Annotated in this window: 16 protein-coding genes; 10 read left to right on the top strand and 6 right to left on the bottom strand. The window is 64.2% G+C overall.

Annotated elements, in window-relative coordinates; all coding sequences use genetic code 11:
- The first annotated feature begins 4 nt into the window (after nt 1–4).
- From fliR to QFZ88_RS08460, 6 genes are all read left to right on the top strand, one after another.
- On the top strand, nt 5–757 hold the full coding sequence (fliR, locus tag QFZ88_RS08435) for a flagellar biosynthetic protein FliR (RefSeq protein ID WP_024925803.1): 753 nt from the start codon (nt 5–7) through the stop codon (nt 755–757).
- 4 nt (nt 758–761) lie between these two features.
- The gene (locus QFZ88_RS08440; protein WP_024925804.1) at nt 762–1148 is read left to right on the top strand and encodes a hypothetical protein; all 387 of its coding nucleotides are present in this window, start codon (nt 762–764) and stop codon (nt 1146–1148) included.
- An 88-nt stretch (nt 1149–1236) separates the two neighbouring features.
- Nucleotides 1237–1782, top strand: a complete 546-nt coding sequence (locus QFZ88_RS08445) for a rod-binding protein (protein ID WP_024925805.1) — start codon at nt 1237–1239, stop codon at nt 1780–1782.
- A 5-nt stretch (nt 1783–1787) separates the two neighbouring features.
- Nucleotides 1788–2198: a hypothetical protein gene (locus tag QFZ88_RS08450; RefSeq protein WP_024925806.1), complete on the top strand. Its 411-nt coding sequence runs from the start codon at nt 1788–1790 to the stop codon at nt 2196–2198.
- Nucleotides 2199–2210: 12 nt separating this feature from the next.
- Entirely contained in the window at nt 2211–2741 is a 531-nt protein-coding gene (locus tag QFZ88_RS08455) for a hypothetical protein (RefSeq protein WP_024925807.1), read from the top strand.
- Between the two features lie 230 nt (nt 2742–2971).
- Nucleotides 2972–3256, top strand: a complete 285-nt coding sequence (locus tag QFZ88_RS08460; RefSeq protein WP_024925808.1) for an SCP2 sterol-binding domain-containing protein — start codon at nt 2972–2974, stop codon at nt 3254–3256.
- Between the two features lie 102 nt (nt 3257–3358).
- Here the strand turns inward: QFZ88_RS08460 and QFZ88_RS08465 are convergent, their stop codons facing one another.
- Nucleotides 3359–3934: a GNAT family N-acetyltransferase gene (locus QFZ88_RS08465; protein ID WP_024925809.1), complete on the bottom strand. Its 576-nt coding sequence runs from the start codon at nt 3932–3934 to the stop codon at nt 3359–3361.
- A 95-nt stretch (nt 3935–4029) separates the two neighbouring features.
- Entirely contained in the window at nt 4030–5163 is a 1134-nt protein-coding gene (odc2, locus tag QFZ88_RS08470) for an ornithine/lysine decarboxylase (RefSeq protein ID WP_024925810.1), read from the bottom strand.
- A gap of 537 nt (nt 5164–5700) precedes the next feature.
- Here odc2 and QFZ88_RS08475 point away from each other — a divergent pair.
- The 4 genes from QFZ88_RS08475 (at nt 5701) to QFZ88_RS08490 (ending at nt 9702) form a co-directional block, all read left to right on the top strand.
- On the top strand, nt 5701–6900 hold the full coding sequence (locus QFZ88_RS08475) for an amidase (protein WP_024925811.1): 1200 nt from the start codon (nt 5701–5703) through the stop codon (nt 6898–6900).
- Between the two features lie 4 nt (nt 6901–6904).
- Complete coding sequence (locus tag QFZ88_RS08480; protein ID WP_024925812.1) at nt 6905–7804, top strand: LysR family transcriptional regulator; 900 nt, start codon at nt 6905–6907, stop codon at nt 7802–7804.
- 83 nt (nt 7805–7887) lie between these two features.
- Nucleotides 7888–8556, top strand: a complete 669-nt coding sequence (locus QFZ88_RS08485) for a DUF1007 family protein (protein ID WP_024925813.1) — start codon at nt 7888–7890, stop codon at nt 8554–8556.
- 6 nt (nt 8557–8562) lie between these two features.
- The gene (locus QFZ88_RS08490; protein WP_024925814.1) at nt 8563–9702 is read left to right on the top strand and encodes a nickel/cobalt transporter; all 1140 of its coding nucleotides are present in this window, start codon (nt 8563–8565) and stop codon (nt 9700–9702) included.
- A gap of 32 nt (nt 9703–9734) precedes the next feature.
- Here QFZ88_RS08490 and denD read toward each other — a convergent pair whose 3' ends face one another.
- The 4 genes from denD to QFZ88_RS08510 form a co-directional block, all read right to left on the bottom strand.
- A complete protein-coding gene (gene denD, locus QFZ88_RS08495; protein WP_024925815.1) occupies nt 9735–10700 on the bottom strand; it encodes a D-erythronate dehydrogenase in 966 nt (321 codons plus the stop codon).
- 1 nt (nt 10701) lies between these two features.
- On the bottom strand, nt 10702–10908 hold the full coding sequence (locus tag QFZ88_RS08500) for a hypothetical protein (protein WP_024925816.1): 207 nt from the start codon (nt 10906–10908) through the stop codon (nt 10702–10704).
- A gap of 62 nt (nt 10909–10970) precedes the next feature.
- On the bottom strand, nt 10971–11942 hold the full coding sequence (locus tag QFZ88_RS08505; protein ID WP_307417149.1) for a cation diffusion facilitator family transporter: 972 nt from the start codon (nt 11940–11942) through the stop codon (nt 10971–10973).
- A gap of 213 nt (nt 11943–12155) precedes the next feature.
- Nucleotides 12156–12833 (bottom strand): GNAT family N-acetyltransferase, encoded by a 678-nt coding sequence (locus QFZ88_RS08510; protein ID WP_024925818.1) that lies wholly within the window; start codon nt 12831–12833, stop codon nt 12156–12158.
- Nucleotides 12834–12836: the final 3 nt, after the last annotated feature.

Consider the following 12836-nt stretch of genomic DNA (forward strand, 5'->3'; position numbering starts at 1 on the left):
GGGACTGACCACCCTCTCGCAAAGTTTTATCCTGGCGGCGTTCCTCGCCTTCTGCCGTGTCGGCGCCTGCCTGATGCTGATGCCGGGCCTTTCCTCCATCCGGCTGCCGATGCAGATCCGCCTGTTCGCGGCGGTGGCCGTCACTGTCGGCCTGCTCGCCTTCCTGTGGGACAACATCTATCCCCATGTCGATATGCGGCCGGCCATCTTCGTGCCGATGATCTTTTCCGAGCTTCTGGTCGGCGCGCTGATCGGCACCCTGACCCGGCTCTACATGGAGGCGCTGCGTTTCATCGGTGCAGCGATCGCCATGCTGATCGGCTATGGCGGCGTCGGCGGTCCGGCCATCGAGGAGCCCGAACCGCAGGCGGCACTTGCCGCGTTGATCTCGTTCGCGGCGCTGATGCTCCTGTTCGCGCTCAACTTCCACCATGAGGTGATCCGCGCGCTGGTTGCGTCCTACAAGGTAGCGCCGGTCAACGTCTTCTTCAGCGGCCAGGCTTCGCTGGTCGATGTCACCGACACGCTTTCCGAGGCCTTCCTGCTGGTGCTGCGGCTGGGCAGCCCCTTCGTCGCCTACGCCATCCTGGTCAATCTGGCGATCGGCTTCGTCAACAAGCTGACGCCGCAGATCCCCATCTACTTCATCTCGCTGCCCTTCGTAATCGCCGGCGGCCTGATCCTGTTCTACTTCGCCGTGCCGACGCTGCTGTCGCTGTTCGGCGACGGCTTCATCGAAACGACGCTGGCAAGGTGAGGCGATGACAACGCGCAAGGACCGCCTGAAGAAGCTGGTGCAGGTGCAGGAACAGTTGCGAGCTCTGCACGAAATGCGCCGCGCCGGCTTCCTGGCGCAGGCGCAGACCGCCGAACAGGAAGCGGCGGAACTCGCCCAGCGTTTCGACGCGCCGGATTCGCTATCGACGCTGTTTCCCGAAATCTACCAGCAGCGCATCGCTGGGGCGCTGGCGCGGCGCGACCAAAATCTCGAAGGTGCACGCCTCGAGGCCGGAAGCCTCGCCACGGCCACCGCCCGCACCAACATGGTCGAGCGCGCCTATCGCGACGCACGGCGCCAGGATGAACGCCAGCGCTCTGATCGCGAGCGGCTCGATCTGATCGAGATGAAGCGCGGCAGCGACGGATGACAACGCCGGGGGCGCTTTTGCCTCGTAAGCCTGCGGCAAGCTTGTTCAGCCATCATCACTCAACCCGAAATCGGAAGAAGGTACAGCTTTGGCGATCTCCCCTCCCAGCGACATCGTACTGGACGTGGCCCGCGCCGCGGAGCCGATGGACGTCGAGGCCGCGCGCGCCGCGCTGACCAAGCGCGCCGGCGGTGCCAACGTCGCCTTCTCGCTTGGCGGCGACATGGCCTCGCGCCCCGCGGATCCACCGGCCGGCACCGACCGCAGCAAGGACTTCAAGCGCTTCGAAGCGATGGTGCTGCAGACCTTCATCCAGAACATGCTGCCCAAGGATAGCCAGAACGTCTACGGCAAGGGCCTGGCCGGCGACATGTGGAAATCGCAGCTGGCCGAACACCTCGCCAACGTCATGGCCGAGCGCGGCGGCATCGGCATCGCCCGCTCGATGCTGACCGACCACTATCGCGATGGCGAAAAGACCTTGCCGGTCGGAACCGTCTCCGGCGGGCCGGAAAAAGCAGCGATCGACGAGCAGAACCGGTTGTCGGATTCGCTCGTGCAGGAAATGCAGCGCCGCATGGTCCGCACGATGAGCGGTGATGCGACGCCCGTTGAAACAAAGTCCAAGGTTTAGGAACGATGATGGATCACTCGGAACACACTTCTGGCCTGGTTGCGCATTCCGACCTCAACGTGTCCAGGATCGGCAGCCTCAACGCCATCATCAATCGCATCGAGGAAGCGGTCGAGACCGAAACGGCGGCGATCCGCACCGACGTGAATTTCGATCTGAAGGCCTCGAATGCGCGCAAGAGCCGCTGCCTCTACGAGCTCAACCGCGTCATGAAGACCGTCACCCCCGAGGAGCTCGCCTCCGAGCATCAGGAAGGCCTGCTGCGCCTGCGCGGCAAGCTGGAACGCAACGAGGCGGCCCTTCTCGCTCACCTCAGCGCCGTCAGCGAGGTGGCGAACCTGATGAAGAGCGCCATCCAGTATGCCGAGACCGACGGCACCTATTCCGCCGGCGAATTCGGCTGGGCGCGTTCGTAACGGCCCCGTCCCATGATCAAGTTCGTCATCGCAGCGCTATGGATCGTCGCCGCCACCGTCGGCGCGGTCTTCTACGCCTTCCAGGCGGCCGGCGCGCGTGGCGACGATCCGCCACCGAAACCCTTGCTCGGCGGACTGGACTATGTCTCGACCGAGATCATCTCGGTGCCGCTGATCCGCAACTCGACCGTCGAGGGTTATTTCCTGACCAAGCTCGTCTACACGGTCGAGCCGAAAGAGATGGCCAAGCTGTCAGTACCGGCCGCAGCGCTGATCACCGACCAGGTCTATTCCTATCTCTACGCCAACCCGCAGATCGACTTCTCCAAGCAGGCGACGATCGATCTGGACAAGTTCCGCAATTCGATCCGCGACACCGTCAACGCCCGCGTCGGCATTGACCTGATCCACGAGGTCCTGGTCAATCAGGTCAACTATCTCAGCAAGGACGAAGTGCGCGACAACGCCATCAAGCGGCGCAGCGGCGCAGAACCGACGGAACCGGCGATGAACAAGGTTCCGCCGCCGACATCCGCGCACTGAGCTCCACGGATCAGTCCATTCTGGCGGCAAAATCGCTGGTGCGGTGAGCCCCATCGGCACGCCGCATTTGTCACCGAAATCACGTTGACGTAAACGTCAATCAAAGGCTATATGCGTGCTCGACGGCCGACAAGCTCGGGCGCGCAGGCGCTCGCCACCGGTCCGCACGGGTTCGGAACGGTCCGGACTGCACAACTGGCGCAAATGCGCCGTTAACAAGGGAGACAGTCATGGGCGTTCAGGAAATCGCAGATCAGCTCAAGTCCAAAGTTGCCAGCGCCGGCTTCGACAAGTCGGTGAAGTTCGATACCGGCGCCGACGGCGTCATCGTCATCGACGGCGCGACCGTTTCGACCACCGACGCCCCGACTGACTGCACCATCAAGCTCTCGCTCGACAATCTGGAATCGCTGCTTGCCGGCGACCTCAACCCGACCATGGCCTTCATGACCGGCAAGTTGAAGGTCGAGGGCGACATGACGGTCGCCATGGCGCTGAGCCAGCTCGTCGGCTGACCCGAAGACCATCGCCGAGATACTACCACGGCCTTGTCCTGGCGTATCGGCCAGAAATCAATGATAACGGCGGCAGATTGAGCTGAAAGCTACCTGCCGCCTTCAGGCCGCCACGATCCGCATTCCCGCCCGCTCGCCGGCCTTGCGCCCAGCGGCCTTCAGCGTACCGTGCGCGCCGTCCAGCGCGCCCTCCGCCAACTCCAACGCCAGGAAGCGGTCGCGCTCATAAGGGCCGGGCATCGCCAGGCGACCGGTCTTTTCAGCCGAGAAGCCGAAACGCCCGTAATAGGGTGCATCGCCGACCAAGAGCACGGCGCGATGGCCGAGCCTGCCGGCTTCAGTGATCGCCTGCCGCATCAGCGCCGAGCCGATGCCGGCGCTCTTCACCATCGGATCGACCGCAAGCGGACCGAGCAGCAGGGCTGGCGCACCACCCTCGCCCAGCCGCACATCCCAGAGCCGCACGGTGCCGACGATGGCACCGGTCTCGTTGCGGGCAACGAAAGCCAAGCCTTCGGACGGGCGGCGTCCGCGCCGCAGCTTTTCCGACGACTTGCGCTTACGGCCCGCGCCCATGGCGCGGTCGAGCAGCGCTTCGCGCGCGGCAGCGTCGGCGCCGTTCTCGGCGGTGATGATGAAGGCAGGCAGCGCTGCCGGGAGAATTTTGGCGATGTCCATTTCCGCGATCCTTCACGAGCGGAGGTGTTCCACAAGCGAACCCACCGCCGGCATTGCTGCCGGCGAGCGGGATGATCTGACGAGCTTTGCGCCCGTCAGATCACGTAGGATCGGAGAGGCTCGAAGCCGTTGAAGGCGACCGCCGAATAGGTGGTCGTATAGGCGCCGGTGCCTTCGATCAGCACCTCGTCGCCGATGGTCAGCGACAAAGGCAGCGGATACGGCGCCTTCTCGTACATCACGTCGGCCGAATCGCAGGTCGGTCCGGCGAGCACGCAGGGAGCCACCTCGCCACCGTCATGCGCGGTCACGATCGGGTAGCGGATCGCCTCGTCCATCGTCTCGGCGAGACCGCCGAACTTGCCGATGTCGAGATAGACCCAGCGCACATTGTCGTTGTCGGCCTTCTTCGAGATCAGCACGACTTCCGACTTGATGACGCCCGCATTGCCGACCATGCCGCGGCCCGGCTCGATGATGGTCTCCGGGATGTCGTTGCCGAAGTGCTTGCGCAGCGCGCCGAAGATCGCCTGGCCATAGGCCTGCGCCGCCGGCACATCCTTCAGGTAACGGGTCGGGAAGCCGCCGCCCATGTTGACCATCTTCAAGACGATGCCTTCCTCGGCAAGCGTCGCGAACACGCGCTTGGCATCGCCCAGCGCACGGTCCCAGGCGGTCAGGTCGGTCTGCTGCGAGCCGACATGGAACGACACGCCATAGGCGTCGAGGCCCAGCACCTTGGCGCGGCGCAGCACGTCGACCGCCATCGCCGGCACGCAACCGAACTTGCGCGACAACGGCCATTCGGCGCCTTCGCCGTCGGTCAGCACGCGGCAGAACACGCGCGCGGCCGGAGCGGCGCGGGCCACCTTTTCCACCTCTTCGACGCTGTCGACGGCGAACAGGCGGATGCCGAGCGCATAGGCCTTAGCGATATCGCGCTCCTTCTTGATGGTGTTGCCGAAGGAGATGCGGTCGGCGGGCGCGCCGGCGTCCATCGCCATCTCGGCCTCGGCAACCGACGCGGTGTCGAAAGACGAGCCCATCGCTGCGAGCAGGCGCAGGATTTCCGGCGCCGGGTTTGCCTTCACCGCGTAGTAGATCCGGGAATCGGGAAGCGCCTTCTCGAAGGCGCGGAAGTTATCGCGCACGACATCGAGGTCGACGACGAGGCAAGGGCCTTCGGGGCGTCGGGTGGCGAGGAAATCGAGTACACGTTGCGTAGCCATCGGAACCTCCATCGCACCAGGCGGTGCGTGCAAAGGTGCGGAACGCGGGCCTTCTGCCTCGCGAACACGCGGTCAAACAAAGGCGGGACGAAAATCCGATGGTACCAGCCGGTGGAGACCCCGGAACCATGGAAAGCCGTCTCGCGGCGATGGACCTAGCCTTGCCCGGCTATGATCCGCTTTGTCTGCCTTGGCTTGGATGGGAAATCCCAACCGCACTGCCGGCAATGAGGGTGTGCCTCTTCAGTAACCCCGGTCTATGGACAACCGGAAAACACCAGAAAGGCCCGCACCGTCGTTGCTTCAAGACGTCCTCGGATCGGCGGTTGGCCGCTGAACCGACCGGGCTCGTTACTTCCCGGGTACCGTCCCGATATCCTCGCCATTCGAGGGTCGGGGGACGCCCACAGGCACGTGCGACTTTGGGCAAGCGCGATATAGGCGCGCATGCTTTCACAATCAATTAAAATCGAACCCCGGCTTGAAAAAATTCGGCTGTCGAACGACTGTGGACGCACAGTATCCAGATATTGAACGATGCCCAGCCAGCGCGACCCCTTCAATGCCTTCCTCGATTTGCCACAAGTGGCTGTTTCCCATGCACAATCCGGCCCGCTAGCCGGCCTGTCCCTGGCCGTGAAGGACATTTTCGACGTCGCTGGCTACGTCACCGGCTGCGGCAATCCCGACAAGGGCGAAAACGGCGCAGCAGCGGCTAAAACGGCACCCACGGTGCGAAAACTGCTCGATGCCGGCGCGCGATTCGTCGCCAAGACACAGACCGACGAGCTCGCTTTCTCGCTGATGGGTCAGAACGCCCATTTTCCAAGGCCTGTGAACCCGGCCGCCCCCAACCGTGTCACTGGCGGGTCGTCCTCGGGCTCGGCAGCGGCCGTTGCCAGCGGTCTTGCCGACATCGCAACGGGCTCCGACACCGGCGGCTCGATCCGCGCGCCGGCAAGCTTCTGCGGCCTGATCGGACTGCGCACCACCCATGGCGCGATCTCGCTTGAAGGCACCATGCCGTTGGCGCCCAGTTTCGATACCTTCGGCTGGTTCGCACGGGACATCGGGACCTACGAGAAGGTGGCGGAGGTGCTATTTGGGAGAGAGGATGCGGTGAGCCTCGCTCACCCGCGCCCCTTCCGCCTCGCAGCCCTCAACGACCTGCTGCTGGGCAATGTGGAAGCGGCGGAATATCGCCGCATGATTGACGCCATCGCGCCAATCCTCGGCGAATCCAAGATCGCCCCTGCCCTCACCCACGACCTTGACGACCTCTACTGGTGCTTCCGCAAACTGCAGGCTTCCGAAGCCTGGGGTTCGCATGGCCGCTGGATCGAAGAGGGTGACCGCCGCCTCGGTCCGGGCGTCAAGGAGCGGTTTGCCTATGGCGCCAGCATCGACCAAGGTACCGTGACGACCGAAACCGCGTGCCGCGCCTCCTTCCGCGCCGAACTCGCCGACCGTCTCGGCGACGACGGCATCCTCGTCCTGCCGACCGTACCGGGCGCGGCACCGTTGGCAGCTTCGAGTTTCGACGAAACGCAGGCCTATCGCGAGCGTGCCTTGCATCTGCTTTGCCTGTCCGGGCTTTCCGGCTTCCCGCAGATCACGCTGCCGCTTGGAACCGTCGATGGCGCGCCATTCGGCATCTCGCTGCTCAGCCCGCAAGGCAGCGACCTCGCGCTTGTCCGGCTTGGGCGGCGTATTCTCGAAACAGCCGGAAAGGCCTGACGCGATGGACACTCTCACCCGCATGCGCGCCTTCATCGACGTGGTCGAGGCGGAGGGTTTTTCGGCCGCAGGTCGCAAGATCGGCCGTTCGAAGGCGCTGCTCTCCAAATATGTGCGCGAACTGGAAGACGAACTCGGCGCGCTCTTGCTCAATCGCACCACCCGTCAGTTCTCGCTGACCGAGGCCGGCCATACCTATTACAAACGCGCCTCCGAGATCGTGCGCGAGATCGACAGCCTGTCGGACGCGGTGCGCGACAGTTCCGGCGACGTGCGCGGCAGGATCAAGCTTTCGGCGCCGCGCACCATGGCGGACGCGGCGGTCGGTCAATCGATGATCGATTTCGCCAGGCAATATCCGGACGTCTCGCTGGAGGTGCATCTCGACGATCGCTTCGTCGACCTTGTCGAGGAAGGCTTCGACCTCGCCATCCGCATCACGCGGCTTGAAAACTCCTCGCTGATCGCCCGCAAGCTGGCGCCGTTTACGCTGAAACTCTGCGGTTCGCAGGAGCTGATCGCCAAATATGGCAAGCCGACCCGCCCTCAGGACCTGGCGCACATGCCCTGCGTGGTCGACACCAATGGCCGCTGGGCCTCCAACTGGCCGTTCCGTGGCGACGACGGCGACATCACCAGTGTTCCGATCAGCGGCCCGATGATGGTCAACAGCCCCATCACCACCCGCATGGCGGCCCTCGCCGGCCTGGGCTTTGCCCTGCTGCCGGATTTCGTCGCCGCACCGGAAATCAAGAGCGGCCGGCTGATCTCGCTGCTCGAGGACCGCATCGACTTCAACGGCGGCATTTTCGCGGTCTATCCGCACCGCCGCTACCTGCCGGCGAAGGTGCGTGTCTTCGTCGACTTCATGGTGCAGTGGTTCAAGACGCACGAAACGTCATAACATTTTCGTTAGCCCGGTCCCACTTTCGCCCGGTTTCTGGTAACCCTCGGGGCCATGCTCATCCGAAGGAATCGCCAGGGTCCATGAACGTCCGGGGACGAATAGCCACTACGGCCGCGGCCTTCGGCGCCTTGCTTACCGGCACGGTGCCGGCCATGGTCCACCCGCACGTCTTTGCCGAGGCCCGCCTCGACGTCGTGCTTTCCCCCGACCATCAGTCGATCGCGGCATTGCGCCACCTCTGGCGCTTCGACGAATTGTTCTCCTCGACGGTGCTGATGGAGTTCGACAAGAATTCCGACCTCAAGCTCGACGATGCCGAGCTGAAGGAAGTGGCCAACACCATTAAGGCGTCGCTGGCCGAGTACAATTATTTCCAGATGGTCACCGTCGACGGCAAGGACGTCAAGATGAAGGCGCCGGCCGACATCGTCGCCTCCTTCGACAACAACCAGCTCATCGTTCTGTTCGAAGACCAGCCGCAGCAACCACTCAGGCTGAAAGGCAAGATCGACCTCGGCGTCTACGATCCGACCTTCTATACCGCCATCGACTTCACCGACGATACCAACCTCTCGGTGAAGGACCTGCCTTCCTCCTGCAACCGCTCCGTCATCCGGCCGGACCCGGACCAGGCGATCGCCCAGAACCAGAAGACCCTGACGGAAGCGTTCTTCAACGATCCGACAGGCACGGACATGAGCAAGATCTTCGCGACCAAACTCGAGTTGAACTGTCGGCCAGAAGGGTAACCCCCCGTGACCAAGACGACGACACGCCTGATCTTCTGCCTGCTGGCGACGGCCTTCGTGACGGCGCAGCTGGCCGGCCACGCCCACGCGCAGAGCTCGCTGGGCATCGGCACCAATGACGCGATGGCGCCGAGCACCGGCCTGTTTTCCGGCTTCCTGACCTGGGTCAACTTGCGCCAGCAACAATTCTACCACGCGCTCGCCGACGCCATCAAAGCGATGCGCCAGGACGGTTCGAAACTCTGGCTGCTGATCGGCCTGTCCTTCGTCTACGGCATCTTCCATGCCGCCGGCCCTGGCCACGGCAAGGCCGTGATTTCCTCCTACATGCTGGCCAATGAAGTGGCGCTGAGGCGCGGCATCCTGCTCTCCTTCATCTCCGCCTTCCTGCAGGCGATCACCGCCATCGTGGTGATGCTGCTTGCCTATTTCGTGCTGCGCGGCACCTCGATCTCGATGACCGACACCGCCTGGTTCCTGGAGATCGCGTCTTACGCCTTCGTGACGGTCTTCGGCGCCTGGCTATTGTGGCGCAAGCTCGGCCCGGCGGTGAAGCGCTTGTTCGGCGCGGCACCCACCTACAGCCTGTCAGCCGCGCATGCCCATGCCGGCGGCCACAGCCATGCCGACCATGGTCATGCCCGCGCGGCACATTCGCATGACCATTCCGCCCACGACCATCATGACCACGGGCACGATCACCACGATCATGCCGGCCATGATCATCACCACCACGACCACCATCATCACGATCATGGCCCGGGCCAGGTCTGCGAGAGCTGCGGTCATTCGCATGCACCCGACCCGACCCTGCTCGCCGGCGACCGCTTCGACTGGCGCAGCGCCTGGACGGCGGTTGCCGCCGTCGGCATCAGGCCCTGCTCCGGCGCGCTGATCGTGCTGTCCTTCGCCTTCCTCAACGGCCTGTGGGCTGGCGGCATCCTGTCGGTGCTGGCGATGGCGGTGGGAACGGCGATCACCGTCTCCCTGCTCGCCACGCTGGCAGTGACGGCCAAGGACTGGGCCGTGATGCTGGCCGGCGACGGCCGTTTCGGCAACCGCGTCCATTCCGCCATCGAAATCGGCGGCGCGGCGATGGTGTTCCTGTTCGGCCTTATCCTGCTGACGGCCAGTCTGCGAGCTTAAGCGCTGTCTCCCCTTGCGGTGGAGAAAAACACCTACTCGCCCAGTTCATCCTCGATATGCGCATGGATGATAGCATCGAAACTGGTCTCCGCTTCGAAACCCAGTTCCCGTGCGCGGCGTGCCTCGAAGCGGGTCGGCCAGTTCTTGACGATCGCCCACACCGCCTCGTCCGGCGCCTCGCGGATCAGCGCGACCGCTTTTACACCGGCGACGCGGCCAAGCGCCTCGATCTGCTCGGCGACGCTGACCCCGACACCCGGCATGGTGATGTTGCGGCGCGGGCCTACGGTCGCGCCGTCGATCTCGGCGGCGCGGATCAGGAACCCGACCGCCGAGCGCGGGCTGGCATGGGTGTGCACCACCGAACGCGGCACCGGCAGCATCGCCTCGACGCCGTTCAGCGGCTCACGGATGATGCCGGAGAAGAAACCGGAAGCGGCCTTGTTCGGCTTGCCGGGCCTGACACAGATCGTCGGCAGGCGAATGCCGATGCCGTCGAAGAAGCCGCGTCGCGAATAGTCGGCCAGCAGCGCCTCGCCGACCAGTTTCTGCGTGCCGTAGGAGGTCAGCGGCGTGGCGTGGAAATCGTCGGGAATGACCGGCGGAAACGGTGCGCCGAACACGGCGATCGACGAGGTGAAGACGACGCGTGGATTGTAAGCCGCCACCCTGATCGCGTCGAACAGTGCTCTCGTGCCGTCGAGGTTGACCCGGTAGCCGAGGTCGAAATTGGCTTCCGCCTCCCCGGAGACGACACCGGCCAGATGGAAGACGATGTCTGGGCGCGTTCTCAAAAGCGCGTCGGCCGCGCCGGGCGCGGCAAGGTCGCCGGTGTGGATGGTGGTCGAAATGCCGGCCGCGACAGGCGTTTTCGGCGCCACGATATCATGCAGGTCTAGCGCTGCGATGCGCCTGCCGCGCAGCGCGCCGTCCTTCGCCAGTCGCGTCGTGAGCTTGCGGCCGATCATACCGGCCGCACCGGTGATCAGCACGCGCATATCAGTTTCCCTTTCGCCGCTGGGCGCGGCTGCGCAGCCAGAACACGAGGAAGAAGGCCGCCACGAACAGCACCGCGACAATGCCGGCCAGCACCGTCGAGATATTGCCGATCGCTAGCATGATCGTTGGAAGATAGAAGGCCGTCACGCCGAACAGAAGCATGATCGACAGCGCGGCGATGGCCGAGCGCTTGCTTTCGCGGTCCATGGTGGGTCCGATCCCGGGTCTCGGTTTCCGTTTGTCGACGTCTCGTTAGCACAGCCTGCCGTTCAATGCAGGTGCCTGGGCTGCGGTGAGACGCCACGCACGGCCTCTCGCGGGCGGCCGTCCTCGGCGCGGCGGTCGAATTCGATTTCCACGGTCGCATGGCTGATGTCGTGCCCGGCACGCAGGCGGCTTTTTATGGCGTCGACGGCGACATGCGCGTCCACGCCGTCCTTCAGGCTGGCATGCAGCGTCGCCATGTTGCGGGCCCCGTCGATGGACCACAAATGCACGTGATGAACCTCGCGCACGCCGGGCACATTGTCCTGGAGGTCGTTGACGATGGCGTCGCGGTCGAGTCCCGCCGGCGTTCCCTCCAGCAATACATGTGCGGCCGCCCGCATCAGGTTCCAGGCCGTCGACAGGATCAGAACGGCCACCAACACCGACAGGATGGGATCGATCGGCGTCCAGCCGGTTGCCAGGATCACCAGCGCCGCGACGATGGCGGCCAGCGATCCCAAAATATCGCCCAGCACATGCAGGAGCGCACCGCGCATGTTGAGGCTTCCGCGGTCGCCGCCATGCAGGATCACGAAGCCCGCGACATTGACAGCCAGGCCCAGCGCCGCGACCACAAGCATCGGCCCGCCGAGCACCGGTAGCGGCGCCTGGAAGCGCCGCCACGCCTCGTAGCAGATCCACAACGCCACCAGGAAGATTGCGAGGCCGTTGGTATAGGCGACCAGCGTCTTGACGCGGCCATAACCATAGGTGTGCCGGCCGTTGGCCGGCCTCTCGCCGAGATGGAAGGCGTACCAGGCGAGCCCCAGCGCGATTGCGTCGGTCAGCATGTGGCCGGCATCGGCAAGCAGCGCCAACGAACCGGTTAGCAGGCCGCCGATCACTTCGGCGACCATGAAACCACCGGTCAGAACCGCCGCGGCGAGAACGCGCTTCTTGTCGGCGGCACCAAGATCGTGCCCGCCATGCATCATGGTCTTGGCTGTACGAACCGTGGTCGTGCGAATGATCATATCCCATCAGCCAACCCTCTTGGCGGGGGAACTTAAATCAATTCATTTGGATATAGAAGCATTCCGCTGCCATCCAGCGGCCACTAATCTTCGACTTTAGTACAAGATATTCAGAAACCAGCCGGCTAAGGATAAAATTCAACTAAAAATCCCCTGCCCGCCCTATGGACCACGCTTTTCGCACCGAGTCATTTAAGTTCGGCTCAGCAGCCGTCAATGTGATCGGAACGCCTCCAGACGCCGCTTCTGCTGCCCGGCGGCGTCGAAATTGGCCGGGTCCAGCCAGGCTTCGTAAGCCTTCTTCAGCGCCGGCCATTCCTTGTCGATGATCGAGTACCACGCCGTATCGCGGTTCTCGCTCTTGACCACCAGATGCTGGCGGAAAATACCCTCGAAACTGAAGCCGAAGCGTTCCGCCGCCCGCTTTGACGGTTCGTTGTTGTTGTTGCACTTCCACTCGTAGCGGCGGTAGCCGAGCTCGTCGAAAGCATATTGGGCGAACAGGAACTGTGCCTCGGTCGCCGCCGGCTTGCGCGCGATCAGCGGCCCCCAATAGATGTTGCCGATCTCGATCACGCCAAAGGCGGGCTCTATGCGCATCAACGTCTGCCGGCCGGCGACCTTGCCGCTCGCCTTGTCGATCACCGCGAAAAACAGCGGGTCGCTACTGGCTTCCACCTTGTCCAGCCAGGGCTGGAACGCCGCCCGGCTTTCCGGCGGCACCTCGAACAGCCAGCGGAAGCGGCCGTCGGCGTCGGTCACCGAGGAGGCCTCGAACAGGCCGTCGCCGTGCCGCGCCGCGTCCAGCGGCTCCAGCCGCACATAACGGCCTTCCAGCACCTTGCGCTCCGGACGCGGGCGCGGCTGCCAGTTCTTCAGATCTTCGGACACCAT

Source organism: Mesorhizobium sp. YL-MeA3-2017, assembly GCF_030814575.1.
Classification (GTDB): domain Bacteria; phylum Pseudomonadota; class Alphaproteobacteria; order Rhizobiales; family Rhizobiaceae; genus Mesorhizobium; species Mesorhizobium terrae.